Below are 26,140 nucleotides of genomic sequence, written 5' to 3'. Positions count from 1 at the left end.
TGCGAGTCAGGGGACCCGTGCTGGGTAGATGGGCCTCGGTCCGTGAGCGGCGCGGGATCGAGTGCCTGGCGATCGGGCGGACCGCAGGTCCGGCGCTCACCGTCGTCGCGACTGTTGAGACGTAGTTGTCCAGCAACGTGGGGCCGACGGGCGAGCCTTCCTCGAGACAGTCCGGTCGAGCTGGCATCAGCACAACACCTCCAACTTGGGTGCGGGCGCGAACTTCAACCCGTTCCTCACCGCACGAAACTGCGCGCGACCGGTACACTAACAGAAAAACGTGCAAGTGACCTAGTTTGAATGTGGAAGGACGGATCGCAAGTGTCGGAGGCACGACGGCGAGGGCCCTACGCCAAGACGGCCGAGCGCCGTCAGCAGATTCTCGACGCTGCACTCCAGGTCTTCACGTCCCGCGGCTACCGCGCCGGATCGATGCGAGAGGTAGCCAGAGTCGCGGACATGAGCCTGTCCACCCTGATGCACCACTTCAACACCAAGGAAGACCTGCTGCTGGCGCTCCTCGAAAGGCGCGACGCCGACAGCCCCGGACAGCGCAGCGGCACCAACGACCTAGTCGCCGACGTGCTCTCCCAAGCCCGGTGGAACCAGACCATCCCCGAACTGATCGCGCTGTACACGGTGCTGTCAGCAGAGTCCATCACCGACGGTCACCCCGGACGCGACTACTTCACTGAGCGGTTCACCACGGTCAGGCGCGGCTTCCAAGAAGAGTTCGAGAGGCTCCGAGCCGCTGGACGCCTGAGAGAAGGCGTGGACCCCCGACTCGCCGCCGGCTGCATCACCGCGTTGTGGGACGGGATCCAGTTGCAGTGGCTACTGCAACCTGACGAGATCGACGTCGTTGCCTACCTCCGGGCCTTCCTCGACCTCATCACCCACCCCGCCGGAGAGACCATCAGACCTCGGGGGTGACTGGTCACTGGCGTCCCTAGCTTGACCAGCCTGTTCACGATCGGGAAGTCTCCCTGCTCTCGGTAGCACCGGGGACGCGGCGATCTAGCTCCCACCTTGACCCAGCGATCCCCGCTACGTCACCGTCGCCCCCTGATGGCGCCCTCGACGACTCCCTCCTCCGCTTCGGCCCCTCATTCACGTCCAGATTGAAGGGCGGCTCCTACCTCGGCGCACATCGAATCCGATCCGCAGGGCCAGCGGTCAGGTCCCAGAAGGGAACCTGCTACGGCATAAGTCCAGGTCGCATACGGCGTCGCTTCTCCCGTGAGTCCCGTAAGGTCCGTCCGGTGACGCATCCCACACATGTACCCCTCCTTCCGAGACTACGGCGACCCGGGCTGCCCCCCCGCCGATGACCCGCCGACACCGGACCTCGAGACAGCGGATGCGCTCATGTCTCGCCTCTTGGGCTGCGAGGCACTTCGCGGGCGCGATTTCGCTGTGACCAACACGTCCGTCGTTACAAGCGTGGTACAAACGGTGGGAGATCTTCGACGTTTGCGCAGGTCATAGTGGGTCAGTCAGTCAGTACTACGACATCTAGCTCTAGATATGGGAGATCTGATCGAACTCAGACTCCCGAGGCGCCGGAAGTGGCGGCTGACCTGCGGAAACTCTCGCAGGGCCGGCCGCCACTTTCGCTTTGGGGGCAGCGCGGGGTGCACGAGTCTGATCAGTACGAGGAACGAGATCGACCTCGTCCTGCCCAAAGCGTCTCTGACTCGTTGCTCATGCAGAACCAGACAAACCCGTCTGTCACTCGTCCGTGCATCAGCACCGGCCGCGTGACCCGAGAGGTAGGTCAGGTCAACCTGTCACCGGATCTGCTGCAGACCCCATCAGCAGTACGGCTCGCTGGCGGGCCGGCAGGTGCTGAACCGCTGCGACGAAAGCGATCCGCAGCGTCTCGCGTCTGACCAACCCGTTCGTCCGGCATCCCCGCCAGGCGCTCGTCCGGGCAGGGGGTCCAGTGACTGAGTTATCTCACCCGTTTGAACCCACCGCCGCCTCTCGGCGCATAGGCCAATCAGGGCACGATCTGTCCGGGCGGAGTCAGCGCGGCGAGGACGGTTGCACGGATCAGCGTCGGCGCCTTGTCGGCGGCGAGCTCGCCGCGGTGGACGGCACTGGAGGCGGCATGAATCACCCCTTGGATGGTCGTGACCTGCCAGCTCAGCGGCATGTCGGTGCGCACGCTTCCCTCGCGGCGCGCGCGGCGCAGCACTCGCAGCACTCGTCGCGTCGGCTTGTGGTGCGCTTGGCGGAAGTCGCGTTCCGGCATGGCAGCTTGCGCGGCGAGCACGAGCCCGCCAACCCGGTGAGTCACGTGCCAGCTCGCCACCAGCAGCCGACCGAGGGCCTCGCGAGCGTCGCCGTCGAGGTCCACCGCCTCCAGCTCGGCGTCGGAGGCTGCCATCTCGCGATCGACGGCCTGGCCGACCAACGTCGCGCGGTTGGCGAAGTGGGCGTAGAGCGTCACGCGACCGACACCGGCCGCGGCCGCGATCTCGTTGATGCTCGCTTCCGGGTTCACCGCCAGGCAGGCCGTGGCCGCGTCCAGAATCGCCGCAATGTTCTTGCGGGCATCCGCGCGCTTCGCCGTTTGGCCGGTTGCTGCCGAGGACGGGCTCATCCGGGAAAGTGTACGCAGTCGTCCGGGTTCTGTTCTAACTCGAATACGTTTGTACGAGTTAGATTGACTTCATGCATGAGTACGACCCACGCTTCCGACACCGCGACGACGGCCCATCCGCGGCGATGGGCAGCGCTCGGGTTGCTTGCTGTCGCTCAGTTCGTGCTGATCCTCGACATCTGAGAAGAGGCCCTGCCGGGCCTCTGACCTGCGGGTTCTCCAGCCCCCGTTCACCGTTTCCCCGAGTTTTCCCCGGGGTGGCGGCGGCCGGGGGCTGCGCCGTTCCCGCGGTGACCGGGCCGGGGGTGGACGCGCGCCTCCCCCCGGATGGCCGGTCGGCTGACCCGCCGGTTGCGACTTGCCGCTGCTCGAAGGCCGCCGCGGCTACACCCGGCCCTGCGCTAGGGGCGAGCCTCCGGCGGTCGTGTGCGGCATCGTGGTGCGAGGCGACGCGGTGCCGGAACAACCGCAGGTGTGTCCAGCGTCGCGGGCGACCACCCGATGGGTGGCGGGCATTGCCCGCCGATCCGGCGGTCGGACGTTCCGGGTCATGAGTACCTCTCAGCCCCGGCCCCAGAGCCCGGCCCCCCAGTCCCTGTCCGCCCACTCCGATATCCCCACCTCGCCGACCTCCTCGACCACCGGCGGTCCGAACGACACGACCCAGAACTCGACCAGGGGGCCGATCATCATCGGCGGCGTCACCGTCACCGGCCCCAACGCGAAGGGCTACTACCGTCTCAAGTGGCACGAGCCTGACGGCACCGTCGGCGACACCTCAGGCTCCCGTGATGAGGCCTATGCGCGTCTCAAGGCTCATGACATCAACTCGCGCCTGACCCAGGCAGCCGGCCCCAAGGCCACCACTCCCCTGACCCACGTGGTCGCGGCGTTCCTCGCCGAGGGCAAGAGCCCCTACAAGGAGAAGCGGCCCTACAAGCAGGCCCAGCTCGACGGCCTTCAGCACAAGCTCCGGCGCGGGCTCCGCGGTCTCGAGCACGTGCGTGCGATGGACCTCGACCGCCGGCTCTGCGACGCCATCCGCTCGCAGGCCGGCACGCACAACGGGGTCGTCGAGAACACGAATGCCCTGCGCGCTCTGCTCCACTGGGGCTACCAGGACGGCTACTTCACCGCCGCCCAGGTCGAGCTCCTCCCCCGCTCGAGCGCCACCCCCCAGCCCGTCCACAAGACGACCCGGACCCTCATGACCAGCGATCGTCACGCGCAGCGCGCCCGCAAGGTCGGCCAGGCCGAGACCTACATCGAGGACGAGGACTGTCCCAACGAGGCGCAGATCGAGGCCCTCGCCAACGCCCTCGGCGAGCACTTTCCGCTGTGGGGAGTCCTGGCCTGTGAGCTCGCCGCCAACACGGGCATCCGGTGGGGCGAGCAGTTCCAGCTCACCGCCGCCGACGTGCATCTCGACGGGTGCCGCCGCTACCCCAGCCCCCACATCCACATCAACTGGCAGATCGCCTCCACCCGCAAGGCCGGCAAGGACGGCACCGGGGACCGGCGCGACCTGCCCAAGGGCCGCAAGACCCGGGTCGTCCCTGTCCCCAGGCGGTCCATCACCGACTACAAGCTCCGCAAGGCGCTGCGTGCCCGCGTGGCGGCCGCACAGGCCGAGCAGCTCACCGGCACCAACCGCGAAGCGCTGCTCTTCCCCGCCGCCCGCGGCGGCCTGATCTGGCACTCCTCCTTCAACAGCGACCACCTCCTGCCCGCGATGATCGCCGCCGGACTCCCCGTCGAGACCTACCAGGTCACCAGCCACCCGTGGGACGCGCGGCGGATGGTCTACGTGGAGACCGTGCAGACCGAACGGCACGCAATCTTCTCGTGGCACAGCTTGCGACATCGGTTCGCCCGCATCTGCGTGGACATCCGCGGGCTGCAGGACGGCGAGCTCATGGCCCTCGGCGGCTGGGAGAACATCGCCACCGTCCGCAACCGCTACTACGAGAGCGGCGACGACAACGCCAACAGCGGCCTCGCCAAGTTCGACTGACCGCCCCACCCGAGCCCCACCCGCGCAATCAGCACCCCCGACGGTGCGCAGCCCGTCACCCCGGCATCCACGGACGCCGGGGCGATTGGCATGCCCGCCCGACCGCCTACGTCCGACCGCCTCCGGTCCGACCAGCGGCCGGACGGACACCAGCGGTGACCCACCTCACATCAAGCACTCAGTGTGAACCATTGCGGGCCTCTTCACGGGTCGGGACCAGTACCTCCATGACGACCAAGCTCAAGCTCACCGGCACCCCCGACACCCTTCGCTACCTCGACCTCGCCGACCCGATTTGGCACGTGCAGCACCTCGCCAAGGCGAAGGGGGTCAAGGTCGACCGCGCCCGTCGCTACACGTATATGGAGGGCTTCCCGCGCCCGAAGGACGGCTTCGAGCGCAACTCCTACTGCCGCGAGGCGGTCCTCGCCTGGTTCCGCGGCCTGCCCGACGCACCGCCCGCGCGTTCTCGGGGCAAGCACGCGAGCCGCCCCCACTCGCGGCCCCACGAGCGGACCGACCCGCACCCCGCACGCGTGCACACCAGCCACCCCGCTGCTCTCGAACCTCAGCCCGATCCGCGGGACGAGAACATCCACGCCGGCGCGCCTACCCCACCGGCGACAACGTTCTACAAGCCGCGTCGCAAGCGGTAGCACCGACCCCGCCGCTGGCTGCGCGGGCCTCGCGAGAACAGGCTGCAACCGGTGCCCCGAGCGCACGGCACCAGGACCCCGCAGCCGGCGCCGCCGCAGGTACCCGGACGGGACCTCTTGCGGCCGGAAGCCGAGTCATCAGCCGACGTGCCCCGGTGGACGTACCGTAGGTGGATGGAAGACCAGCCCGGCACGCGCGAGGAGCTGCGACGTCAGCTGGAAGAAGCGGGTCTTGGGCCGAACCAGACGCGGGTCTGGCTGGACTCACCCACCTCGTACCTCTCGGGGCTGGTCCCTGCCGAGGCAATCACGGACCCAACGACGGCGGCCCGTGCCCGCAACGCCGTACGGCGGCTGATCGCCCGTCTCGGAGACCGGGTCCCGGACGGTGTCGAGGTCACGAGCGCGCGCGTCCGCGACGAGGGGACGTTCATGCTTGAGCTCACCTTCGCGTGGCCCGGCGGCACCGCGGTCCGCCACTGGGACGCCGAACCGTACCTCTACTCGTCCAGGGCGCACGAGCCGCTGCTCAGCGATCGCTCGAGATTCACCCAGCTGCGCATCGACAACCGCACCCTGTCGTGGCCCGGTGACCTCGACTTCGCTCCGGAGTTCCTCTACGCCGAGTCCTGGGCCCCGGATGACGGCAGCGTCACCGGGCGGCCCACCAGGTGACGCGACAGCCCCTCCTCGTCCACTGCCCCCCGATCGCATCATCCCCGGCAGAGGGGGCAGCCCCGGCCGAGAAGGTCACTCGCGCCAGAGCACGGGTATGTCGCCCGGGAGGAGTTCATGGCCCCCGAGGTCGAGGTCGAGACCGAAGCACTCGAGCCCGACCCCGACGGCGGCTGGACGCTCACCTGGAACGCGAACGCGACCGGCTCGTGGTCGTCACCCCACGCGGATTCGTCAACCTCGAAGCCAGGACCGCAAACAAGGCGGGACTGCACTCCGTCATCATCCGCGACACCACCTGCCACCGAGCCACCGTCCAGGCCGGCCGCTTCCTCCGGCTCTCCCGTCCGCTGCGTTTGCCGCGTCCGCGAGCCATGGAAGCGCGTTGGTGCGCGGCGCCTGCCTCGCCACCGGTGTCGGTGCCACGGTCCACGATGAACCTATGACCGATAGTCCTTCGCGTTCCGGGTTCCCTCCCAGCCCGGTACCGAGCGACGCCCGGCTGTGGCCAGGCGAGCTTCCGTTCACGGCCTTCGGTCACCTCGGCCCAGACAGGCTCGACCTCAGGGTGTTCGACCAAGACCTTGCTTGGATCGACCGGACTGGAAGACCGCACCTACTGGCGGAGATGAGCGAGGAGTACGTGTCTAACGTCATCGCGTTCCTGGTCGAGCTCCGAGAGCAGTACTTCGTTGACACTCAGCGCCGCTGGTTCATCCAGTCGCTGGGAGACCAGCTGCTGTTCGGGGAACCCGGATGCGATGTCATTGCTGTCGCGGCCGGTGGCCCGACATGGGGAGAGATGAGCGCTGAGACGTGGCTCGAAGCAACCCCCTTGATGAGAGCGCTGCGTCGCCGTGTTGCGTGAGCGGCGCCGCCGGCCGGCCTGCGGCGCCGGCGTTAGCCGACGTTCCATTCGGCGATGCGGCTTCCTTCGCCGTCGGTCATGTCAACGGTGACAGGCTGGTGTTCCTTGGGGCGCTGAGCAGCACCCACCGCGGACAGCCACCTGCTTGGAGCGATGGACAATCCCCCTCGGCAACCGGGCCGGCCCATTCGCCCCGGCGCTCGACGACTGCGTGTACTGGTCACCGGAGGCGTCGTAGTGCCCACCCGGGTCGCTGGCAAGCGGCCGCATCGCCTCCTCACGAGGAGTGACGCCGGGTCTAGAGGTCTCGCCAGCGACGACGAAGCGACGGTAGCGCCGCGTAGTGGTACACGTCGGCCACGCGCCCACACTTGGGGCAGATGCGCACCGATTCCGCGGGCCGGTTCATCCCGCACGCGTCGCAGGAGCGGTAGGACTCGGCGCGGTAGAACGGTGTCGGCAGGTGGCGGTAGGTGTAGATGGCCACGGCGAGCACCCAGAAGATGCCAGCGTAGTCACCGTAGGACTCGAACTGCACGGGCTCGTAGTTGGCGATGACCAGCAGGATGAGCACTCCCACCAGTGAGACCAGCGTGCGCAGCACACGCGGCAGCAGCTTGGCCTGCCACCTGGCGTACTTCCACTCCCCGGACCGGTCGAACCAGCGGTAGGTGTTCAGGTCCTCGTCGCAAGTCCAGCCACGGCAGGCGCGGCGGGACCACTCCTGCGGGAGGCGGTACAGCACGACCAGGAACGGCGCCCCGACGAGCAGACCGGTCCACAGGTCCGGTGCTGCGGAGAACAGCGCCGCGAGGGCGAACGCAGTGGGCAGGCCGATGAAGGCCCAGTCCCGCTTCGGGAGCTTGTAGTGCACCGAGTCGTACGGCTGGTACGGGCTGCTGTCGGCGCGAGCTCTTTCGAATGGCGCCTTGCGCTCGCGGGGTGCCACGGCAGTGCGGACGTGTTCAGGCAGATCGGGAAGGTCGGTCATGGGTGTCCGTTCTTGTTTGTGCCGAAGTCGCAGCCTCGGGGATCGTAGGCGGGTCCTGCGATCGTGTGGTGTTGAACGGCAACCTTGGGCGCACCCGGATCGCTCGAAGGCCGGTCGGGTCCGGGTGGCGGAGCCGAGTTCATGGTGGCTCACCGGGGCCCGCATCCCCGACGACGGGGGAGGACTCACGGCCCCACCGCGTCGACCGAGCCCTGCTCCGCGTGCGCGGCATCTTGGCCTGACCTGACGCCCATCGCGGTACGACGAGCTCGTGGTTCTTGCTGGTTCACGTCTGTGCCCGGTGCGCGGCGCACGCCGTCGCTGGCCCTGGATATCCCACGTCGAGGCCGCAGTCCATCCGCCGTCAGAACCGGCTGTTGGTACCCATGGCGGCGCGGCGCCGGCGAACGTCCCCCATGCAGGGGACGCGCCTCCCCGAGCATCGACCTACGGTCGAAGGGTGCAAGACGACCGCATCGTGCTCGCGAGCGCGGTTGTCCTGACGCCTGGGGCAGTGGCTCGGCTGAGAGCAGGCGTTGGGGCGTGCATGTCGCGTTCGGGTGACGGACGTCGGTGGGGTCTTCTACGGTGTTGACACATCGGTAGGCGAGGGCCCGCCGCACGTGGTTCATGGGGGAACACATGGTGAAGAGGTCATCGTCTGCCGTAGTGGCGCTGTTGCTCGCGCTGCTGGCTGGTCTGGTGTCGGTGGGTGCGGCGCCGGCGGGTGCCGTTGCGGCAGCGGAAGAGGAGATGTCGGAGCAGCGCGCGGGGCAGTACTACCTGCGCGTGGTGTGCCCGGCGAATGAGGCCACGCAGCGGTTCAGCCGGGTCGTGTTCGGGGGGCGTGACCGCATCCCTGGTCAGGTGGTTCGTCGGCGTCTGCCGGAGCTACGGCGGGCAGCGGGGGCGTGGGCGGCGTCCATCTACCGGGAGGTGCGGGAGTTGTTGAATCCGCCGAAGGCGTGGCCGTCGTCGGTGGCGGAGCAGGTTGACACGGCTGCGGCGAAGCGGCTGAAGGTGCATGACGCGGTGCGCGACATGTCGAAGGCGGACAGCGCGTTGGGGTACATCAACCACTACAAGCGCGCGTTGAAGTTCTACCGGCAGGGTCCGTCGGCTGGCATCCGCGCGCAGCTCGACCTGCCGCCGCCGGGACGAGGCTGCTGACGGGGGCCGAGCATGGGCGAGAAGGGCGACGCTGCCCCCGAACCGACTTCAGACGGTTCCTCAGCTGGGGACTCGGCTGGGCCGTCGGCTGCGGATGTCGGGTGGCGTGAGCGTGCGCGAACGGCGTGGCTGGGGGTGGCGGTGTGGAAGCGCCTGGTCGTGGTGCTGGCGGTGGTGGTTGGGGTTCCGGCGCTGGTGTACCTGGTGCGTGACCCGAACGGTGCCGGCGGGGCGACGCGTGAGTGCCGTGAACAGGTGGAGGAGCGGCTGAAGGCGCCGGCGTCGGCGGAGTTCGGCGACACCTACGACAGCTTGGACGATCAGGGTCGGTGGGAGATCGCGGGTGAGGTGGACTCGCAGAACGGGTTCGGGGCGATGGTCCGCAACGTGTACACGTGCACGGTGACGCGGGAGAACGGCTGGTGGCAGCTGGTGTCGTTGGAGTTCGCCGGTGACTGAACCTCCGCAGGGTGGCGCCCGGCGCTGCCGGGTCCGGTTGGGTGGCTTGACGAATGGTCTGGAAGGTCGGAGCGCGAAGGTGTCGCTGCCGGCAAACAACGGGGGAAGGTGTGGGAATGGCACGACGAGGGTTCTTCGCGGAGCTGAACTACCAGGCTCAGCAGGCGGAGAAGAGGCAGCGTCAGCAGCAAGCGGCGGCAGTGCGGGCCCACAACGCGGCGGTGCGTGAGTCCGACCGTGCCAGGAAGGCAGCTGAGCGGGCCCAGCTCGCGGCGCAGCGTTCCAACGAGGCCAACCGGAAGGCAGCTGAGAAGGAGGCCAAGCGGCTTCACATCGAGGCGCGTGAGGCCGAGGTGGAGGAACTGAACACCGAACTCACTTCCACGTACGACGAGATCGACCGGCTGCTTGAGGCGACGCTGGAGGTTGACGACTACATCGACCTCGAGACGTTGAAGTCGGCTGCCGTGCACCCGGAGTTCGCGCCCGGAGTCCTCGCGACGCCCATCAAGCCGCCGCTGGCACCGCACCTGCGTAACGCGCCTGTCTACACCGAGCCTGAACCACCGAAGGGACTCGCTGGGGCGTTCGGCGGGAAGAAGAAGCACGCTGCGGCCGTCGAGGCTGCGCAGGCCGCGCACGCTCTGGCGGTGCGGAACTACGAGGCGTACGTCGCGGAGCGCACCGCGGAGCACGACCGCGCCCTGGAGAAGCACGCACGTGACGAGGAAGACCGCCTGGCGAAGCTCGCCAAGGCCCAAGAGCAGTACCAGGTCGAGTGCCAGCAGCGTGAGGCTGAGGCTCAAGCGCGGAACGAGGAGCTGACGAAGTTCATCAACGACCTCGCCTTCGACGTGCCTGTCGCGATCGAGGAGTACGTCGGCATCGTGCTGTCGAACTCGGTGTACCCGGACGCGTTCCCGGTGGAGTACGACCACTCGTTCGACCTGTCCACCCGCGAGCTCACCATGTCGGTGTCCGTGCCAGAACCCTCGGCGTTGCCGACGGTGAAGGAGTACCGCTACGTGAAGGCGAAGGACGAGATCGTTGCCACGCAGCTCCCTGCGAAGGCGCAGAAGGACCGCTACTCCTCCGCCGTGCACGAGACGGCCCTGCGAACCCTGGACGAGATCTTCGAGGCCGACCGGGCCGCGAAGATCCAATCCATCGCCCTGACCGTCGGTGTCAACCGCGTCGCCCCCGCCACCGGACAGCCCGAGACGGTTCCCCTCGTCCAGGTCGCGGCTGGCCGCGACACGTTCAGCCAGTTCAACCTCGCCGACGTCGTCCCTGTCGCGACCCTCAAGCACCTCGGCGCCGCCTTGTCGAAGAATCCGTTCGACCTGGTCCCGGCCGACACCGCCCGCGGCGTACGACAGCAGGGCAAGTGATGCGGTTCAACCCGCCGCCTGGCTGGCCCCAGCCCCCCGAGGGGTGGGTGCCACCGGCGGGGTGGAACCCGGACCCGTCGTGGCCCGACCCGCCCGACGGATGGCAGCTCTGGGTCCCTGAGCAGGAGGCGGACGAGAGTCCCGACGCCGGTCGTGGCGAGGATGCAGGTTCGGCCGAACCCGGATGGGATCCGCTGTTCGACCCGATGCCCGCCACTGCCGGCAGCTCCCCCGGTGAAGGCCCCGCCCCTCAGGTCGCGCCTGCCGCGCGGGAGACATCTTCCGCTCCAGCTTCTGCTGCGGCCGCTTCGACCGCACCTATGAACGCTCCCGAGACGCCGTCGCCGTCACAGCCGGTGGCCACTGCTGTGCCCGGCAGCCGTGGGCCCGCGCCGACCGGTGACGACGCCCTTCTCGCCCGGATCCGCGAGCTCGAGCACGCACTCGCCGTCGCTCGTGCGAGCGGGGCCGGGGACGGCGGCGTGGTGGAGCTGAGCGACCAGCGGGTGCTGCAGGAAGTCGGCATCTACCGGTACCACCACCCGCTCGAGGACGCCGCCGCGTACAAGGCCCGCCTCGAGGCCATCAACGCGCGCATCGACGAGTTCGTGAAGACCGGCCGTGCGGTCTTGGCGTCGGACATGTTCACGTTCGACGGTTCGCTGGCCAAGGGCCGGAAGATGACCGCGGACTTCTCCAAGCTGATGTTGCGCGCCTACAACGCGGAGGCAGACAGCTGCGTCCGGTCACTGCGCTCGGGCAACGTGCGCACCGCAAAGGCACGCCTCGAGCGGGCAATGGCGGCCATCGAGCGGCTGGGCGCCATCATGGAGATGCGCGTGAACCCGGACTACCACCAGGTGCGCGTGGAGGAGCTCGAGCTCACCGCGGACTTCCAGATGAAGGTCCAGGAGGAGAAGGAACGGGCACGCGAGGAGCGCGCCGAGCTGCGCGAGCAGCAGCGCGTGGAGAAGGAACTCGCCGCCGAGCGGGAACGCTTGGACAAGGAACGCGCCCACTACGTCGGCGTCCTGGAGGCGTTGCGCGCGAAGGGCGACGACGCAGCGGCGGCGGAGCTTGAGGGGCGGCTGCACGACATCGACGCCGCCATCGAGGCCAACGACTACCGGGCCGCGAACATCCGCGCCGGCTACATCTACGTCATCTCAAACGTCGGCGCGCTCGGGGCGAACGTGGTGAAGATCGGCATGACGCGCCGCTTGGAGCCCCGCGACCGTGTCAGGGAGCTTGGGGACGCGTCGGTGCCGTTCCTCTACGACACGCACGCGCTGTTCTTCTCCGAGGACGCCATCACGCTGGAGAACGAGCTGCACAAGGCGTTCGCGGACCGTCGTGTGAACCACGTCAACGCACGGCGCGAGTTCTTCTTCGCCACACCGGCCGAAGTGCGGGAGCTTTTGCTGGAGAAGGTCGGTGGCCTGCTGGAGTTCAACGAGGAGCCAGAGGCGCCTGAGTACTTTCAGTCCCGCGGTCTCTGGCCTACGTTCGACGCATGACCGGCGGCGTTTTCCCTGTCGTCGACCTGGAGCTGTCGCCGATGGCGCGGCAGACCGGCGTCGCGTACCTGCACGACGTGTTCTTGGACGCCGGCGAGGAACTGGCGGTGTCCGACCGGCTGACGGTGCGCGACGAAGGGGGGACGCTGTGGGACGGGGAAGTGGTCGCGGTCGAGAAGGTCCGGCTCGGCAGGAAGTACCGGCTGCACATCCACCGCGCGGCTGCCCCGTAGGCGGTGGCATGTGGACGTCCCCGTCCGAGCTGTGCTCGGACGGGACGTCGTGGGTGGTGCGAGTCAGGACTCGTCCTGGGCGGTGGTGCGGCGCAGTGGCGGCCACCACGCGTCGTGCGGCGGTTCGGGTGCGAGGTCCCAGCCGTCAGCGACGAGCTGGTCGTAGTGGTCGGCGACCTCGAGCGCGCGGGCGGCGTGGTCACGTAGCGCTTGCGCGTACTCGGAGAGGGTGCCGTCCTTGTCGACCTTGGGGACGGAGAACGGCTGGAGGAAGCCGGCGTTCTGCTCGCCGATGCTGAGGGCCTCGGCGTCGACGAGGGCGCCGCAGCGGGTGACGTCGATACGGCCGAGGCCGTCGGTCTCTACGACGAATTCGACGCCCGGGGAGTTCTCCATCCGTGACAGGCACCGCTCGGGGAGGTCGGCGACGTCGAACGGGCCGCGGACGACGGTGACGGCGCCGTTGCGGATGACGGCCTTGCGGTCGAGGTCGACCGGGTCGTCGCGGTGCTCGTCGAGCCACTGGACCATGTCGTTGAACTCCTCGGTGGTCATGGGAGTCTCGAGGTGGTTGGGGTCGGGGTGGAACACGATGACGGGGAGCTGGTCCCAGGGGGCCTTGTCGCGGTTGACGCGACGGCGTGGGCGGGTGTGACGAGGCATGAGGATGCGCCTCCTTCGAGGTCTGTTGGCGTGTGAGTGCCGAGGACCGTTGAAGCCGCGTTGTCGGGGGCAAGCGTCAGACTCGAGCGCATGACCTCGAAGCACGCGAGCACGACCGCGCAGCGTGAGCTGTGGCGCCGCCGAGCGGTCTGGCTCTCCCAGCTCGGCCTCGCCCCTGGAGAAGCAGCACCCGTCGAGGTGCTCGAGGAGGTCGCCGATGCCGTCCTGTTGCTCCTGGCGGAGGTGCAGCGGCTCGAGCTGGAACGCGCCGAGGCGCGTGCCTGGGCGTGGGGGGACTACCACCGAGAGCTCGACTACGGCTGGGTGAGCGTCGCCGGCAACCGGTACACCGGCGAGCCCGACGAGCTCCCGGGCTGGCTGGCCGACCCCCGCACCCCTGACCAGCAGGAGTGGTGGCCCCACCAACGCTGACCGGCTGGACGAGAGGGCAGCGACCTAGCCGGCCGCCGCAGCGGGACCAGCGCGGTCGAGGCCGTCGGCGTGGCACAGGGGTGGCGTCACCTGTACCCCGGACAACTCGTTAGCCGTCGGTCTCATCCGCGCCGAGCTCTGCCGCGAGTTCGGCCTCGAGATCGGTGCGGGTGTAGCCGAACATGGTGATGACGTCGTCAAGGTCCGTGCGATGCCCCATGTCGGCTGCGGATCGACTTATGACCAGGGCGGTGTCGGCCAGATCGTCGACGATCACCCGCGGCCGGGCGTGAAGGCCGCTGCGGATGTGGTGTGCAAGGACGTTCTGCGACCAGCCGTGTTTGACTGCTCGGTCGGCGTACCAGTCACGGGTCGGACGGTCGTCGAGCTCTTCGAGCAGCACGCGGACGTGCCCCCAAGTCAGGGCGCCACCGCCGGGCAAGGGAGCGGGAGTGCCGTCGTCGTGCGGCGGGTAGGCGGCCGCGAAGCGGCGCATGGCCTCGACGTTGCTCTGCGTCAGTGTCCGCATCCCCGGGAACGCAGCACGGAGGTCAGCGGCGACCGTCTCGACGATCGACGCGTCGCCGTGCCCGCCGTCGTACCCGCCAACCTGCTGGGCGAGGACCGTGCGGCCGATGGTCCAGTACAGGCGCAACATCTCGGCATTCGCGGCTACACGCGCTCGCAGTTGCGCGGCGCGGACCTCTGCCGCGAGGCCGGCTAGGGCGTCCGGGTAGGGCTGCCCGCCCTCGGACGCTTGTCCTGCATGGGACGTGGGTTCGCCGGCGTTCATGTCAGGCATCGTGTCGGATGGGACCGACACCGCACCCTGCGCCGCGGGCACGGCCTCGCACAGGGCGCGGTCAGCCCGCTTCGGCCTCAGGGCTGTGGAAGCAACCGCCGTCACCGCACGGCGCCGGCGATGCCGGGCGCCCGTTGTCATCGCGCCTGCCCTCGCCGAGGTGCGACGGGAGGAGGGCCGCCGGCGCTGGGAGACCAACGATGCCGTGCGCGAAGGTCTCGCCGTGGGCCAGGGCATGGCGCAGACCGGTGAGCTTCATGCCATCGGTGTTGCCGCCCAGCCGGCCGGCTCTCGACGCGCTCAAGGGCGCCGGGCTGTGTCACGGGGCGAAGCCGCTTCGGCGCTCCGGCTCGAGCGGCTCAAGCCGCGGAGGCCCGCCAGCGATGGGACGGACTAGCAAGGGAGCTCGGGTTCGTTGATCTCGCGGCGTACCTGGCCGAACGTCGAGCGACCGGTGCAACTGCCTGGCAGGTGCGCCGTGAGCTCGGCTGCGGCTCGCCCATGGCCGCCCGGCTCCTCGAGGAGGGACGGTGACGGCGACGGACGACGACGAGCCGCCTAGCGCCGAAGACTTGGTGCGGGAGCTGATGAAGGCCGGCGCGTCCGAACGGTGGGCACGCCTATGGGTCACTAGCCCCACGGGGCTCCTATCCGGCCTCCGACCCGGCGACGCCATCGCCAACCCGGCCACCGCCGACCGCGCCAGGACCGCGCTCCGTCGGCAAGCCGCTCAACTGCCGGAGCCCATCCCGGCCGGCGTGTACGTCACCGGTGCCCGCATCCGCGACGAAGGCACGTACATGGTCGAGCTGACCTTCGCCTGGCCGAGCGGCATCGCTGTGCGGCACTGGGACGCCGAACCGTACCTAGCGGCGTCCCGCGCCCACGAGGTGCTGCTCACCGACTACGAGCGGTTCACGGAACTGCACGTCGCCGACCGCACCTTGTCCTGGCCAGGCGATCTCGATTTCGCTCCGGAGTTTCTCTACGGGGAGTCGTGGCCCGCGGGCACCCCGGGCCCGCGGTAGCGCTGCCCTCTCGACGTCCCGAACCCCGCGAACTCCCGCAGCAGTGTCGGTGGTGCCCGGCATCGTGGTGACCCGAAGACCTCCTCACCACCCCGCCCGCTCACCCCGCCGCCAGCCGACACCGAAAGAGATGCCCCGCCATGGACCTCTACTCCATCCAGAACGACCTCATCGCCAACCGCAGCGCCGACGCCTGGTTCACCCCGAACATCGCCGGCCCGACCTTCGGCTACCGGTGGCAGTACGGCACCGCCGGCCCCGACCCCGTCAGCTACATCATCGGTGAGCACACCGGTCACGCCGTCCTCCGCGAAGAGGTCGGCCTCACCGTCAACTGGGGCCTCGAGGTCGACGGTGACGACCGCCAGCGCCACTTCGACTGGGCCAAGCAGTTCCCCGACCCGACCGTGCGTCCCTTCTGGGCCGACTTCTTCTGGCACGGCGCCCTCATCGACCGCGTCGAGCTCACGTCCGTCGATGGCGGCCGCGGCATCATCCCGATGCCGCACTATGGCAAGACCGTCACGGACTACGAGCTCGCCGTCGCGGCCCTCATCCACGACCTCAGCGGCGCACACGAAGGCAGCCCGCGGCACCTCGTCGAGCAGCTCGGTTTCACCGTCGAGCGTGACGAGAACCGGTGGAGTGCCGCCGCTCCCGGCGTTCCGCAGATCTACTGACCCTCGCGGCCGTGGGCAACGTCTGCTGAAGGTGGCTCAAGCGTCATCGTCCGCGAGGCAGCTTGTGCGCGGATGGCCATGTCCACAAGCTCGAGCCTGTAGAACCGAGTAGACCCGTCAGGCCCTAGCGTGAACGGCAACCGGCCGCGGCGAGCGCGCTGGTGCACGGCCGTCACGCCCACGCCCAGGTGCGCCGCCACGACATCCGCGCGCACCCAGTCGTGCTTCTTGTCGGGCGGCTCTGGGGCCGGTGGCGGCGCCTTCGCTGGTAGCGGCAGCGCCTGCAGTCGGGCTTGCTCTGCGCGTGCATCCCGCAGTTTGAGCACCTCGGCGCGCGACAGGCTGGGCCGCTGGTCCTTGCGGGGGTGCAGGAGGCCGCGTCGCGTCATCTTGGGCACCGCCGAGTAGTGGACCCCGAGCAGGAGCGCGGCCTCCTTGATGGTGACCCACTCGCCAGCCCGATCTGACATGACAAGAACGGTACCCATGCCCCGCACCGCTCAACCAGTTCTCCTCAGGTCGATGTCGGTGACCCCGGCTAGCGTCCGGACATGGCCGGCAACGACAACCGCGAGAGCAGCCCTGACGCCCCCAACCACGCGGTCGACATCGACGCGCTGCGCGCGGAACTGGCTGAGGCCAAGCGCATCAGCCGATGGCTCTACAACCACGTGCCCTGGCCCGTCAGGCACTTCCTCGGAGACGTGTCCGAATGGCCCTACCTGCTCGACGAGGACGCACCGGCAGACGACACCGTCCCGACACCGTTCAGGGACGCAGAGCGTGACCAAGCCGTCCTCCACGCCTTCGCCCTCATCCAGGCAGCCGGTCAGGACCCGTACGACGCCGAGCACATCCCCGGCACCCTCGGCCTGACCTCCGAGGAGTTCGATGGCACCCTCCGCCGCCTCATCCACGACGGGCTGGTCACCGGCGGCCGGCTACCCAGCCGCGCCTTCGTCGAAACCGTCACCGGCCAAGGCATGGCCATCGCTGGCATGCTCGGCGCGGGCGGGGAGCCACTCCCTGTCATCAAGACCGACCTCGCGAGCTTCTCCGGAGCTGGTTACGGCAAGCTCAACATTCCCAAGGGCGTGCACCTCGAGGCGGGGCAGGCCATCGTGGTGACCGACGAGGAAGCCGACGTCCTCGAGGCTCGGGTGCTCGACGTCGCCGAGGGCACCGCTCACATCCGGGTCAACTGGAACGGGCGTCGGCGCTAGGAGTCCTGCCCGTCGTGTAGCTCGCGGCAGCATGTACGTGCGGGAAGCTGCGTCCAGCGACTGAGCTGCGCATCTCGTCAGCGAGCGACCACCACCTCTTGAGCCCCTACGGACCCGTTCTGCGGGTCGAGCAAGAGCGCACTCCGCTCCACATCGCGGTCGCACGTCTGGGGGTGAGGCGTTTCAGCGCAGAACGCCCGGTCGAATTCGCGGGTGACGGAACGGATCCGCTACCCCACTGTCGTGCAGTAGGTATGACCACCACCCACGACACCACCCCACCGACCAACCCGCACCCCACCGGAGACCCGATGGACCCCCACGACCAGCCCCACGAGGACCGCGAACCGACCGCGGCCGAACGGCTCGCGTGGCGTCGCAACGCCGTCCTCGCCGGCGACGACGCCCTCGACCCCGAAACGTTCCCGACGATGAAGAACCTGTCCGCCGCGTTCATGTACGACGCCGTCATCCGACCCGACGAGACCACCGCACCCGAGTTCGCGACCCTCACCCTCGACCCCGGACTCGGTACCGCGGCGAACACCCAGACGCTCGTCGCCGTCTCCAGCTGGAACACCCTGTGGGAAGCCGGCCAGTTCCGACGGCGCATGTTCGACCTCGACGACCTCCCACAGCACATGGCCGACATCGCCGACCTCGGCGACATCAACGTCACCTTCGTGCCCCGCACCCGGTCCCGCTACTTCGAGCACGCACCCCTACTCCACCTCCTCCCCACCCGCACCCTCGAACGCTTCGGCCTCCCCGCACTGAAGACCGGCCTGTGGCCCTTCATGACCGACTACGCCGGCGTGGACGACTTCCTGCCCGACGACTTCGACACCCGCCTATCGCGCGCCTGGGCATGGACCGTGTGGCGCCACCTCGACGCCGGCTCCAAGATGCGCGCCTTCACCCCCGACGACCCCATCAAGCTCCTCGCCCACAACCTCGACTTCTGGGTCCCGGCCGTCACCGCCACCATGCAAGACCGGCTCCGCGGCTACGACACCGTCGGCAAGGGCATCGACCCCGACCTGCTCGACGAGCCTGTCCGACTCCAGGACGGGTCCGTCCTGACCGGCGCAGTCATCGGCCACCCGCGCAAGGGCGGCCCCGTGTGGGTCGGCGAACAAGACGCCGCCGACGCCGTACGCGAGACCGTCGACAACGCCGACGCCACGGGCCGGCTCCGCGACATCATCGACACCGTCCGGTCCCACCGTGCCGAAGACGACTTCTCCGCCCACTGGTCGTACGCCCGCGAAGACTTCGAGCGCAAGCTCCACGGCAAGCGCCGCAAGGTCAAGGTCTCGTTCATCGAGGTGCCCGACACCATCCCCGTCCAAGGGCCCGAGAGCGACGTCATCGGCAACCTCGTCACCAACGACTTCCTCGCCATGCTCGACGCCCGCAACCGACAGATCGTCATCCTGCTCAACTCCGGCTACACCTCGAACACCGAGATCGCCGACATCCTCGGCTACGCCAACCACTCCGCCGTCTCCAAGCGCCTCAACCGCATCCGCGAAGCCGCCGCTCAGTTCTTCGACCAGAGCTGACGGCCCGGGTTCCACCCTCCACCTGCGGGACCACCAAGACCGCGCGCCTCGCCAGCCGACACCACCCGCCAAGGGGTCGGCACGCTAGCCCGCGACGTTGTCACTCTCCCTCCGGTAGACGTACGCCACCCCAGGAGTACACGCCAGAACCCCTACGAGCACACCAGGACCGAGATGACCGCCGACACCCCCATCGACACGCACACTCGCCGACGCCACGACGTCGCAGCGACCGTGGACGCGACGACCGACCACCCGGTCGGCCCCCGCAGGTGCGACGACCCAAGCGGCTCCGCGACACGGGCGACATCCCGCCACGACGTCCCCGCCTGAACGTAGGCTCCCCGGTTGCTGGCGCCACCCCGCCCACACCCGACCATCGCCACACCGTCACGCCCGCTTCCGAGCAGCCGTACAACGCAACCAACCGACACCACCAGGAGACCCGTGAAGACGACCAGGACGAGCGGCGCAACGACGCTGCCACCTGTTCGACCTCACGAGGCACAGGAGGAGTCGTGACCAAGCCGCTCTACAGCCCCTCGACCATCCCGCCCCGCCTCGTCATCCCGACACCCCGGCCGCCCGGCGGAGGCTTCGCGCGCAAGAACCCCGCGCCGCCCACCCTGACGGACCACCGCGACGCCGACGCGCTCTACATCCTCGACTCCGGCGTCGGCCTCTCCTTCGCACATGTCGACCAGCTCGACCTCCTCGCCCAGCACTACGCCGGCCAGCTCGAGTACGTCCACGACGTCGTCATCGAGTGGCAGAACCAGTCCAGGCTCCCGGACATCCACCTGCGGGAGGGCGACCCGGCAGAGAAGAAGACCGCGCGCGACAACGTCATCGCGCTCAAGGCCGCCGCAGCGAAGTGCCTCAAGGAGGTCCCCGTCCTCTTCGGCCCCCACGTCGACCTCGGCAACGACGAACTGGAGAACGTACAGAACCTCATCACCGAGCTCTGCGCCCTGCACCCCGAACGCGAGAACACCGGCGGCGACCGCGGCGAGAGCTCGTCAGTACGTCTCGGCGAACTCCGACGCACCGGCCAGCGCGTCATCGTGCTGTGCTCCAACGACGACCGCGGCCGCCGGCTCGCACACAACCACTCCATCGCCTGCCGCAACGTCGGCACCGTCCTCATCGAGATGGTCCGCGAAGAGCGACTCACAGCCGAGGAAGCGTTCGACCACTACCAGACGATGCTGAACCTCAGCGGAGTCAACAAGGACTTCGTGTTGGAGTCGGTAGACGACTTCCGCTGAGCCGCTCCCGGCAGCGCACGCAAGCCGGCCGACCTACGCCAGCCCGGAGTCAGGCGTAGGTCGGCGCCCAGCCGGCGTCTGCCAGCTGGGACCGCAACGCCTCCGCGTCCTCGGACTTCCACAGCTGCGCGAGCGGCTCGATGCCAACCATCCCCTCGGCATACGCGAACAGCGCCTGGCCCGTCAGCCCGGGCGGCGGCGCCACCACGTGCTCGAACTCCGAGAGCTGGGCACGGTCCTCGTTGCGGCCGGCCATCGCGATGAGTGACGTAGCCGTCCGGCCCTTCGCGAAGGCCTTGTCCCGGGGCTCCCACAGCTTCAGGTTGTCGAAGCGGTAGATCGCGGCGTCGATACTCACCCCGAACCGCAGTGACGTCTCCACCACCAGCCGCGCGACCCACTCGTTCCGCGCGCGCGTCTCTTCCGGCGCCGAGCCCATCTCCGACATCAGGGCACGCACCCCAGCCGCAGGCATCAGGAATGCGCTCGCGAAGCGGTTGGCCCGCAGCTCGGTCAGGTCCAGCTCGTCGTCTTGGCGGTAGTCCGCCCAGTACAGGTCGGCGTCGTCGAAGAGCAGGTGAGCCAATTCGTGCGCGAGCGTGAACCGCTGCCGGCCGTAGAGGTCCGCGCTGTTCACGAGCATCACCGACACGCGTCCGGCGTCCTCCGCAGGCGACGGGTCGGTGATGAAGACCCCATGCAGCGCCTCAGGCAGGGGCTCGAGAGACACGTCCACGCCGAACCGAGACTCGACGAGCTCGACCAGGTCACCGATCGGCTCATCGCCCAGGCCGAGCGCGACTCGAAGTCGCTCACCCATCTGGTCGCCAGCGATCTTGTACATCGACGTCGTCGGCCGGTTCACCTCGACGGCGGCCTCACGCGCCGGGGACTCCACCAGGCGGCTCAGCACGCCGCGCAGCTCCAGCAGAGTGCGGGCCCGCGCGAACACAGGGTCGAGCTCGGCCGCATGCTCCGTGCTACCCAGCCGGGCAGCGACCGCGAAGGGACGCACGTCAGCAGTCGTACGACCCAGCAGGTACCCGGTCGTCGTGCGGAGCCGGTCGGCGATGGCGCCGAGCTCGGCGGCAGCCAGCTTCCGCTCACCACTCAGCAGACGGCTCACCACCGCCTCCGAGACCCCCAGGGTCGCGGCAAGGTCGTTCTGCTTGACGCTGCGCTCCGCCATCAGCGCGCGGATGCGCTCAAGCACGTTCATCTCTGTCATGACACCTCGGCTGAAGAGTACCCAGACTTGCGGTTTCCGCAAGTCACCGTGCCTGGCAGACGTTGCGGCGCAACAAACCCCGACAAGTCGATCGCGCTCTCCTGGACGACGCCTGGTGGCGCCGACCTGGCGGCCAAGGACCATGCGACCTGTGGACACGAGCGCGCCTGCCAACCTCCAGCCGTCTACCGGGCTGGACGCGACAGCCATCGCTCGATGGGCCTGGGCCGACACCGACCGCGCGGTCGACTACTGGGAACGCTCCCCGTACGGCCAGGAGGTCATGGCAGCTTGGCTGGCAGCCGGGGCCGACCCGGATGAGATCTTCGGCTTGACCCTGACGCACCTCACGCAGTGCATCATGTCGGTGTACTTCACGCCGCGCATCGCCTTGTTCGACGACGCCGTTCGCCGCGCCCCCGGGATGCTCGGGATCTACCGCGCGGCCCAAACGCGTCACGAAGCCTGGCGCGCCAGCAACCTAGCCAGGTCGGCGGACAGGCCAGACTTCTCGAACAACGGCGAAACAGCGGCCAGCTCCGTGCCGCTGCAGTAGTGGCAGAGCTCGACCTCGATGTGACGTTCAGCCAGGTTGACGTAGTCGAGGACGGCCCGCTTGAGCGTCTCGGTGTGGGGGGGTAGTTCGTCGCAGAGCTGCTCAAGGCCCGCCTCGAGCGCGAGGACGTTGGCAGTTGGGTCGCCCGGCCGGTGGACTTCCCGACCATGGTCGAGGCCGTCCTGGTGGGCGCGTGTGCAACCCCAGATGTGCGCGTGCTCTCCCAGACCGCGGAACAGCGCCTGTTGCGTAGCGGTGAGGACGGCGCCGTCCGCGAGAAGCACGTCCCGGTAGGGGCTATGCCGGCTCCCGTTTGCGTCAGTCACGTGCAGGAGGCTACGTCCGACCAGGCAACATGATGCACACCTGGTCGCCGGCGGTCAGCACCGACCCGGTCAGGGCCCTAGCCATCTACGCGTCCCATCGGCTCCCCTGGGCGTTCGGCACGTTCGCGGCATCGCTGCGCTACTCCAGTCCCGCGACCTTCGGGGTAGGCCGCATCGCGTCCCCACGAGCACGACCACCGCCACGAGATCAACGCGCCTCGCGTCGTCGTCGGACGCCATGTGAGTGTCCCAGCGCGAACCATCTGTTGCCCGGAGTGTCCCTCTTGGAACCACGAGTGTCCCAACTGGAGCCCGGAGTGTCCCGTCGCGAAGGGAGTGTCCGCAAGCAAGCCCGGGACACTCGTCGGCTGCCCCGCAACGGCTGCGGAACCGCAGCTGAGTGTCCGGGCGCCGCGGCAGGACACTTTTGTTGCGCTGGGACAGTCGCGTTTGCACCGGGACACTCGGCGTGTGTCATCGGGACACTCGGTCCGCAACCACCCGCACGACCGGCCCAGCGCGGCTGAGAGCGCAGGGAGGGCCGAACGGCCCTCCGGCTTCCACGAGTTCGCCTCAGATGCCCTGCTTCAAGAGGTTGTTGACCGTCACATCCGAGAAGGACGTGGGCACTGCTGCTCCCGCCGGTCCTGGCGCGGCGACGGGTACCGTTGAGAACATGCCGACCCAGCGCGCGAGGGAGACGCAAGCCCTGCTGCAGGGGCTGCCAGTCGTGCCGGCGGACCTCACGTGGGTGAGGGTCAACGGCGGGCGTGGCTACGCGCAGATCGTGAACTGGGACGACGACAGGGCTCCGACAGTCGGCCAACGCGTCTTGACCGCAGACGGCGGTTCCGAGCGCTTTGAGGCGACCATCACTGAGGTGCGAGCCAACGGCACGCTCGTCCTCGAGTTCCCGGACTTCGCCCACGCCACGCGCCGCTTGAACGACGCTGACCCGAGAGGCCGCCAATGGTCATCGTGAAATCTGATCTTGCCAGCTTCAGCTCCGCCGGGTACGGCACTCTGCGTGTCCCCGCCGGCAGTCACCCCGACGCAGGCCAGGTCATCGCGGTCACCGATGACGAGGCAGACACCCTCGAGGCCGAGGTCCTTGCCGTCAACGGCGACAAAGCAGAGGTCCGCGTGCACTGGGACCGGATCGTGCGCGGGGCCTGAGCACGAGCACTGAAGAGACGACGGCCAGGGACGGGCCGCCCGGGCGACCGCCGGCACACCGCTGAAGAACTGGAGGGGCGCTCGTTGGCCAGCTCGGCACGGACAGGCCGGACCGGCCCTCTCTCGAGAAGGTCTTCATCGTTCACTCGTAGCTGTCTGCGCGGAGGAGGGCACACTGCTGCCATGGGTCCCCTCGGGTACGACGACGCGTTCCTCACCTACGAGCTTGCCCCGCCGTCGCCGTCGCCGTCGCCATCACCCGCCGGGGACGAGGACGGGGTTGTCCTCGACTACGTGCACTTCACGGTCGGCATGCACCCCATGCGCCGACTGGCGTGGTGGGTGGCGTGGAACATCGACGGTCTGACCCTGTACCCCAGCGACTCGATCAGCCGGTCCGGGCAGCGGTTCAAGCTCGACCCCAGACTCCGGGTCGACCAGCAGGCCGGCGAGGCCGTGTACGCCGACAACGACCTCGACCGTGGGCACGTCGCCAGGCGCTCCGACCTCCTGTGGGGCGCCACGCTCGAGGAGGCGTTGCAGGCGAACTCGGACTCGTTCTTCTTCACTAACGTCACTCCGCAGCGTGCCGGGTTCAACCAGTCCGGCCGCGGCGGTGTGTGGGGCCTCCTGGAGAACGCAGTCCTCGCCCTCGACGGGCTGGCTGATAGGCGGTTGAGCGTGTTCGCGGGTCCGGTGCTCGCCGACGCCGACCCGTCGTACCGGGACCTCGTGCAGCTGCCGCGGGAGTTTTGGAAGGTTGTCGTCTACCGCGTCGTCGACGAGCTGCGGTTCAAGGCGTTCCTGCTGACCCAGAACCTGGATGGCATCGAGCCGCTGCTCCCCGACGTCGACGACGAGTTCTTGGACGACTTCGACACCTACCTCGTCGGGCTGGACGTCCTCGAGGACCGCACCGGCCTGACGTTCGACGGGCTTCGGGACGTCGCGGGCCCAGCCGGTCTGCGGTCAGCCAGTCCGCAGCTGGTGACGGCGGTCGAGGACATCGACTGGTAGCAGTTGTGGGCGACTGCGGCCGCGGGTGTTCGCTGCCCGAGAGTTGTGGGACTTCGGTGCGGCTCACGGGCGCCCGAGCGGCCCCGCTGCGTCACACCTGTCGGTGCCAGCGCGCTCGGACGTGCGCCGAGGTGCCTTCGGCGGCAAGCACCTCGGCCTCGACGGGGTCGGCTTCCTCGTCAGTGAGGACGATGGTCTGTCCTGGCGAGAGCCGCATGCCGTCGGGGAGGCGGACGGTCCCGTGGCCGGCGCCGGTGAAGCTGGCGAGATCGGTGCGGAGGACGAGCAGGGGTCTGCCGTCGTGGTCGAGCATGCCGGCTGCGGCCATGCCCTCCGCGGTGACAGTGTCGACGAATGCACCAGACATCAGCCGGCCGCCGGTGACGAGGCCGGCTTGGAGGAGGCGGTAGATGGAGTCGTCGAACTCCTCGGGCGAGAGCCCGAGGGTGCTGGCGACGTCTTCCGCGTCGTACGGGTTGTCGCCGGACGCCTGAATGACGGCGAAGGTCCGGAGGACGGCCTGGTCGTGATCCGCCTCTGCCAGCTGCCGCGGTGCGGGTTCTCGGGGAACGTTCGGTTCATCGACGAGCCATGGCCACTCGCTGACGTCCCCGAGGAGGAGACGTAGCCCGGGCGCGCGGTCGTAGAGCCACCGTCCGATGCGCTTCGCCTCAGCTAGTTCGGCTCGTAGCGCCTCCGTCTCCCGGTCGTCCGCGTTGGGGTCCCCTTCACTGACCATGGCGGGACGCTAGCCGCGACCGCCGACAGTCACGACCGTCATCGAGCGTGGAGCGGGCTACCTCACACCTTCGACGCCTTCGATGCTGACGCTTTGGGCTGCTCCACCGATCAGCGGTTGGGTCGGGGGCCATCCCGGCGCTGCGACGATGCCGTTGTCGTCGGCCAGCCCGTCGGCGATGGCTTTGCGGAGGTGCGCCTCGAGTTCGACGGCGGAAGCGGTGGCAGGCACAGGGGCGTGTCGCGTCGGAAACGGAGGGGGTTCTTGACCGCGGCTCAAAGCGTCGATGATGCGGCCTGCTTCGACGTCGAGCCAGCCGCCGCAGTATCGGCCGGCTGCGTCGGGGATGGTGCCGAACGCGGCGATGTCTGTCTCGGTCGGGCCTGCGAGGAGTGGCTGCCCGACGGTGGCCCAGTGCCCCTGCTCGGTCGTGGGCTGCAGCACGACTGCGTGCGGTGTCGGGTGGAGGCCGCCAGCGACGACGGTGGCGAAAGCGTTGACCGGCGTGGACGGGCGCACAGAGCGCCGCCATGCTGCGATCGCGTGGGGCATCGTGGCGCGGGTGGTTTCGTTGAGCGCCCGGACCGCGTGCGGCACGTCGGTGGCGTGCGTTGCGAGGGCTTCGACGAGCGACAGGAGCGACCCGGCCGGGGTGTCGGCCGTTCCTGCCATGCCGGTGACGACGGCTGGACCGGCGAAGGTCTTGCGGACGCCCGTGCGGCTGGCGTTTGGGACGCCGTTCGCGTCGACCTCGACCCAGAGGCTGTCGCTGGCGACTGCGACCGCGTTTCGGGACACCGCGACCATCAGGAGCGTCACGGTGCGGGATGGTTCCACATGTCCCGCCGGGTAGAT

At 68.9% G+C, this 26,140-nt stretch carries 28 protein-coding genes and 1 pseudogene; 20 read left to right on the top strand and 9 right to left on the bottom strand.

Annotation, left to right across the window (positions count from 1 at the left end):
* Positions 1-300 precede the first annotated feature (300 nt).
* Together ACNKF0_RS09585 and ACNKF0_RS09580 are read left to right on the top strand one after the other, a co-directional pair.
* Positions 301-459, top strand: a pseudogene (locus ACNKF0_RS09585) (TetR family transcriptional regulator); the annotation flags it as partial.
* Positions 460-933: a TetR family transcriptional regulator C-terminal domain-containing protein gene (locus ACNKF0_RS09580; RefSeq protein WP_416958468.1), complete on the top strand. Its 474-nt coding sequence runs from the start codon at positions 460-462 to the stop codon at positions 931-933.
* A 1,069-nt stretch (positions 934-2,002) separates the two neighbouring features.
* On the opposite strand, the gene ACNKF0_RS09575 is transcribed toward ACNKF0_RS09580, so the two are convergent.
* Complete coding sequence (locus ACNKF0_RS09575) at positions 2,003-2,608, bottom strand: TetR/AcrR family transcriptional regulator (protein WP_416957651.1); 606 nt, start codon at positions 2,606-2,608, stop codon at positions 2,003-2,005.
* A gap of 550 nt (positions 2,609-3,158) precedes the next feature.
* Between ACNKF0_RS09575 and ACNKF0_RS09570 the strand changes: the two genes are divergently transcribed.
* From ACNKF0_RS09570 to ACNKF0_RS09555, 4 genes are all read left to right on the top strand, one after another.
* Positions 3,159-4,622 carry a hypothetical protein gene (locus ACNKF0_RS09570; protein ID WP_416957839.1) on the top strand — a complete coding sequence of 488 codons (1,464 nt, stop codon included), beginning with the start codon at positions 3,159-3,161 and terminating at the stop codon, positions 4,620-4,622.
* A gap of 227 nt (positions 4,623-4,849) precedes the next feature.
* The gene (locus ACNKF0_RS09565) at positions 4,850-5,278 is read left to right on the top strand and encodes a hypothetical protein (protein WP_416957837.1); all 429 of its coding nucleotides are present in this window, start codon (positions 4,850-4,852) and stop codon (positions 5,276-5,278) included.
* Between the two features lie 174 nt (positions 5,279-5,452).
* Positions 5,453-5,953 carry a hypothetical protein gene (locus ACNKF0_RS09560; RefSeq protein ID WP_416957835.1) on the top strand — a complete coding sequence of 167 codons (501 nt, stop codon included), beginning with the start codon at positions 5,453-5,455 and terminating at the stop codon, positions 5,951-5,953.
* A gap of 442 nt (positions 5,954-6,395) precedes the next feature.
* A complete protein-coding gene (locus ACNKF0_RS09555; protein WP_416957833.1) occupies positions 6,396-6,821 on the top strand; it encodes a hypothetical protein in 426 nt (141 codons plus the stop codon).
* Positions 6,822-7,119: 298 nt separating this feature from the next.
* Here ACNKF0_RS09555 and ACNKF0_RS09550 read toward each other — a convergent pair whose 3' ends face one another.
* The gene (locus tag ACNKF0_RS09550; protein WP_416957831.1) at positions 7,120-7,812 is read right to left on the bottom strand and encodes a hypothetical protein; all 693 of its coding nucleotides are present in this window, start codon (positions 7,810-7,812) and stop codon (positions 7,120-7,122) included.
* A gap of 669 nt (positions 7,813-8,481) precedes the next feature.
* On the opposite strand from ACNKF0_RS09550, the gene ACNKF0_RS09545 reads away from it, so the two are divergent.
* From ACNKF0_RS09545 to ACNKF0_RS09525, 5 genes are all read left to right on the top strand, one after another.
* The gene (locus tag ACNKF0_RS09545; RefSeq protein ID WP_416957829.1) at positions 8,482-8,982 is read left to right on the top strand and encodes a hypothetical protein; all 501 of its coding nucleotides are present in this window, start codon (positions 8,482-8,484) and stop codon (positions 8,980-8,982) included.
* Between the two features lie 12 nt (positions 8,983-8,994).
* A complete protein-coding gene (locus tag ACNKF0_RS09540) occupies positions 8,995-9,441 on the top strand; it encodes a hypothetical protein (protein ID WP_416957828.1) in 447 nt (148 codons plus the stop codon).
* 116 nt (positions 9,442-9,557) lie between these two features.
* Entirely contained in the window at positions 9,558-10,832 is a 1,275-nt protein-coding gene (locus tag ACNKF0_RS09535; RefSeq protein ID WP_416957827.1) for a hypothetical protein, read from the top strand.
* Between the two features lie 320 nt (positions 10,833-11,152).
* Positions 11,153-12,349, top strand: coding sequence for a DUF4041 domain-containing protein (locus tag ACNKF0_RS09530; RefSeq protein WP_416957826.1), 1,197 nt, complete (start codon positions 11,153-11,155; stop codon positions 12,347-12,349).
* Positions 12,346-12,582 carry a hypothetical protein gene (locus ACNKF0_RS09525; RefSeq protein WP_416957825.1) on the top strand — a complete coding sequence of 79 codons (237 nt, stop codon included), beginning with the start codon at positions 12,346-12,348 and terminating at the stop codon, positions 12,580-12,582. Before ACNKF0_RS09530 ends, ACNKF0_RS09525 begins: the two co-directional genes overlap by 4 nt.
* A gap of 63 nt (positions 12,583-12,645) precedes the next feature.
* Here the strand turns inward: ACNKF0_RS09525 and ACNKF0_RS09520 are convergent, their stop codons facing one another.
* A complete protein-coding gene (locus tag ACNKF0_RS09520) occupies positions 12,646-13,245 on the bottom strand; it encodes a hypothetical protein (RefSeq protein WP_416957824.1) in 600 nt (199 codons plus the stop codon).
* A gap of 90 nt (positions 13,246-13,335) precedes the next feature.
* On the opposite strand from ACNKF0_RS09520, the gene ACNKF0_RS09515 reads away from it, so the two are divergent.
* The gene (locus ACNKF0_RS09515) at positions 13,336-13,677 is read left to right on the top strand and encodes a hypothetical protein (RefSeq protein WP_416957822.1); all 342 of its coding nucleotides are present in this window, start codon (positions 13,336-13,338) and stop codon (positions 13,675-13,677) included.
* A 109-nt stretch (positions 13,678-13,786) separates the two neighbouring features.
* Here ACNKF0_RS09515 and ACNKF0_RS09510 read toward each other — a convergent pair whose 3' ends face one another.
* The gene (locus tag ACNKF0_RS09510; RefSeq protein ID WP_416957820.1) at positions 13,787-14,470 is read right to left on the bottom strand and encodes a DUF1016 N-terminal domain-containing protein; all 684 of its coding nucleotides are present in this window, start codon (positions 14,468-14,470) and stop codon (positions 13,787-13,789) included.
* A gap of 539 nt (positions 14,471-15,009) precedes the next feature.
* On the opposite strand from ACNKF0_RS09510, the gene ACNKF0_RS09505 reads away from it, so the two are divergent.
* Both ACNKF0_RS09505 and ACNKF0_RS09500 read left to right on the top strand, forming a co-directional pair.
* Positions 15,010-15,507, top strand: a complete 498-nt coding sequence (locus tag ACNKF0_RS09505) for a hypothetical protein (protein WP_416957819.1) — start codon at positions 15,010-15,012, stop codon at positions 15,505-15,507.
* 140 nt (positions 15,508-15,647) lie between these two features.
* A complete protein-coding gene (locus ACNKF0_RS09500; RefSeq protein ID WP_416957818.1) occupies positions 15,648-16,187 on the top strand; it encodes a hypothetical protein in 540 nt (179 codons plus the stop codon).
* Here ACNKF0_RS09500 and ACNKF0_RS09495 read toward each other — a convergent pair.
* A complete protein-coding gene (locus ACNKF0_RS09495) occupies positions 16,181-16,657 on the bottom strand; it encodes a hypothetical protein (protein WP_416957816.1) in 477 nt (158 codons plus the stop codon). The two genes, ACNKF0_RS09500 and ACNKF0_RS09495, sit on opposite strands and share 7 nt — an antisense overlap.
* A gap of 81 nt (positions 16,658-16,738) precedes the next feature.
* Between ACNKF0_RS09495 and ACNKF0_RS09490 the strand changes: the two genes are divergently transcribed.
* The 3 genes from ACNKF0_RS09490 to ACNKF0_RS09480 all read left to right on the top strand — a co-directional run bounded on the left by ACNKF0_RS09490 (position 16,739) and on the right by ACNKF0_RS09480 (position 20,243).
* A complete protein-coding gene (locus ACNKF0_RS09490; RefSeq protein WP_416957814.1) occupies positions 16,739-17,410 on the top strand; it encodes a hypothetical protein in 672 nt (223 codons plus the stop codon).
* A gap of 254 nt (positions 17,411-17,664) precedes the next feature.
* Positions 17,665-18,975 (top strand): hypothetical protein, encoded by a 1,311-nt coding sequence (locus ACNKF0_RS09485; RefSeq protein WP_416957812.1) that lies wholly within the window; start codon positions 17,665-17,667, stop codon positions 18,973-18,975.
* Positions 18,976-19,493: 518 nt separating this feature from the next.
* Positions 19,494-20,243 (top strand): hypothetical protein, encoded by a 750-nt coding sequence (locus ACNKF0_RS09480; RefSeq protein ID WP_416957811.1) that lies wholly within the window; start codon positions 19,494-19,496, stop codon positions 20,241-20,243.
* 49 nt (positions 20,244-20,292) lie between these two features.
* Here ACNKF0_RS09480 and ACNKF0_RS09475 read toward each other — a convergent pair whose 3' ends face one another.
* Together ACNKF0_RS09475 and ACNKF0_RS09470 are read right to left on the bottom strand one after the other, a co-directional pair.
* Positions 20,293-21,513 (bottom strand): helix-turn-helix domain-containing protein, encoded by a 1,221-nt coding sequence (locus tag ACNKF0_RS09475; RefSeq protein WP_416957809.1) that lies wholly within the window; start codon positions 21,511-21,513, stop codon positions 20,293-20,295.
* 414 nt (positions 21,514-21,927) lie between these two features.
* A complete protein-coding gene (locus ACNKF0_RS09470; protein WP_416957806.1) occupies positions 21,928-22,353 on the bottom strand; it encodes a hypothetical protein in 426 nt (141 codons plus the stop codon).
* A 676-nt stretch (positions 22,354-23,029) separates the two neighbouring features.
* Between ACNKF0_RS09470 and ACNKF0_RS09465 the strand changes: the two genes are divergently transcribed.
* The 3 genes from ACNKF0_RS09465 (at position 23,030) to ACNKF0_RS09455 (ending at position 24,546) form a co-directional block, all read left to right on the top strand.
* Entirely contained in the window at positions 23,030-23,335 is a 306-nt protein-coding gene (locus ACNKF0_RS09465) for a hypothetical protein (RefSeq protein WP_416957804.1), read from the top strand.
* Positions 23,332-23,529 (top strand): hypothetical protein, encoded by a 198-nt coding sequence (locus tag ACNKF0_RS09460; RefSeq protein WP_416957802.1) that lies wholly within the window; start codon positions 23,332-23,334, stop codon positions 23,527-23,529. The genes ACNKF0_RS09465 and ACNKF0_RS09460 overlap by 4 nt, the downstream gene beginning before the upstream one ends.
* A gap of 183 nt (positions 23,530-23,712) precedes the next feature.
* Entirely contained in the window at positions 23,713-24,546 is an 834-nt protein-coding gene (locus tag ACNKF0_RS09455) for a DNA/RNA non-specific endonuclease (RefSeq protein ID WP_416957801.1), read from the top strand.
* A gap of 91 nt (positions 24,547-24,637) precedes the next feature.
* On the opposite strand, the gene ACNKF0_RS09450 is transcribed toward ACNKF0_RS09455, so the two are convergent.
* Both ACNKF0_RS09450 and ACNKF0_RS09445 read right to left on the bottom strand, forming a co-directional pair.
* Complete coding sequence (locus ACNKF0_RS09450) at positions 24,638-25,285, bottom strand: hypothetical protein (RefSeq protein WP_416957799.1); 648 nt, start codon at positions 25,283-25,285, stop codon at positions 24,638-24,640.
* 57 nt (positions 25,286-25,342) lie between these two features.
* Positions 25,343-26,104: a hypothetical protein gene (locus tag ACNKF0_RS09445; RefSeq protein ID WP_416957797.1), complete on the bottom strand. Its 762-nt coding sequence runs from the start codon at positions 26,102-26,104 to the stop codon at positions 25,343-25,345.
* Positions 26,105-26,140: the final 36 nt, after the last annotated feature.

Origin of the sequence: Nocardioides sp. T5 (assembly GCF_048161455.1) — a bacterium.
In the GTDB taxonomy this organism is placed as follows: Bacteria; Actinomycetota; Actinomycetes; order Propionibacteriales; family Nocardioidaceae; genus Nocardioides.
Note: the sequence above shows the minus strand (reverse complement) of the source record. Positions and strands in the feature narration are given on the sequence as shown.

What these genes read in the sequence shown, in the direction of transcription:
- ACNKF0_RS09580 (WP_416958468.1), top strand. Translation starts at nt 460, where the DNA reads ATGAGCCTGTCCACCCTGATGCACCACTTCAACACCAAGGAAGACCTG.
- ACNKF0_RS09575 (WP_416957651.1), bottom strand. Translation starts at nt 2,608, where the DNA reads ATGAGCCCGTCCTCGGCAGCAACCGGCCAAACGGCGAAGCGCGCGGAT.
- ACNKF0_RS09570 (WP_416957839.1), top strand. Translation starts at nt 3,159, where the DNA reads ATGAGTACCTCTCAGCCCCGGCCCCAGAGCCCGGCCCCCCAGTCCCTG.
- ACNKF0_RS09565 (WP_416957837.1), top strand. Translation starts at nt 4,850, where the DNA reads ATGACGACCAAGCTCAAGCTCACCGGCACCCCCGACACCCTTCGCTAC.
- ACNKF0_RS09560 (WP_416957835.1), top strand. Translation starts at nt 5,453, where the DNA reads ATGGAAGACCAGCCCGGCACGCGCGAGGAGCTGCGACGTCAGCTGGAA.
- ACNKF0_RS09555 (WP_416957833.1), top strand. Translation starts at nt 6,396, where the DNA reads ATGACCGATAGTCCTTCGCGTTCCGGGTTCCCTCCCAGCCCGGTACCG.
- ACNKF0_RS09550 (WP_416957831.1), bottom strand. Translation starts at nt 7,812, where the DNA reads ATGACCGACCTTCCCGATCTGCCTGAACACGTCCGCACTGCCGTGGCA.
- ACNKF0_RS09540 (WP_416957828.1), top strand. Translation starts at nt 8,995, where the DNA reads ATGGGCGAGAAGGGCGACGCTGCCCCCGAACCGACTTCAGACGGTTCC.
- ACNKF0_RS09535 (WP_416957827.1), top strand. Translation starts at nt 9,558, where the DNA reads ATGGCACGACGAGGGTTCTTCGCGGAGCTGAACTACCAGGCTCAGCAG.
- ACNKF0_RS09530 (WP_416957826.1), top strand. Translation starts at nt 11,153, where the DNA reads ATGAACGCTCCCGAGACGCCGTCGCCGTCACAGCCGGTGGCCACTGCT.
- ACNKF0_RS09525 (WP_416957825.1), top strand. Translation starts at nt 12,346, where the DNA reads ATGACCGGCGGCGTTTTCCCTGTCGTCGACCTGGAGCTGTCGCCGATG.
- ACNKF0_RS09520 (WP_416957824.1), bottom strand. Translation starts at nt 13,245, where the DNA reads ATGCCTCGTCACACCCGCCCACGCCGTCGCGTCAACCGCGACAAGGCC.
- ACNKF0_RS09515 (WP_416957822.1), top strand. Translation starts at nt 13,336, where the DNA reads ATGACCTCGAAGCACGCGAGCACGACCGCGCAGCGTGAGCTGTGGCGC.
- ACNKF0_RS09510 (WP_416957820.1), bottom strand. Translation starts at nt 14,470, where the DNA reads ATGAACGCCGGCGAACCCACGTCCCATGCAGGACAAGCGTCCGAGGGC.
- ACNKF0_RS09500 (WP_416957818.1), top strand. Translation starts at nt 15,648, where the DNA reads ATGGACCTCTACTCCATCCAGAACGACCTCATCGCCAACCGCAGCGCC.
- ACNKF0_RS09495 (WP_416957816.1), bottom strand. Translation starts at nt 16,657, where the DNA reads ATGTCAGATCGGGCTGGCGAGTGGGTCACCATCAAGGAGGCCGCGCTC.
- ACNKF0_RS09490 (WP_416957814.1), top strand. Translation starts at nt 16,739, where the DNA reads ATGGCCGGCAACGACAACCGCGAGAGCAGCCCTGACGCCCCCAACCAC.
- ACNKF0_RS09485 (WP_416957812.1), top strand. Translation starts at nt 17,665, where the DNA reads ATGACCACCACCCACGACACCACCCCACCGACCAACCCGCACCCCACC.
- ACNKF0_RS09465 (WP_416957804.1), top strand. Translation starts at nt 23,030, where the DNA reads ATGCCGACCCAGCGCGCGAGGGAGACGCAAGCCCTGCTGCAGGGGCTG.
- ACNKF0_RS09455 (WP_416957801.1), top strand. Translation starts at nt 23,713, where the DNA reads ATGGGTCCCCTCGGGTACGACGACGCGTTCCTCACCTACGAGCTTGCC.
- ACNKF0_RS09450 (WP_416957799.1), bottom strand. Translation starts at nt 25,285, where the DNA reads ATGGTCAGTGAAGGGGACCCCAACGCGGACGACCGGGAGACGGAGGCG.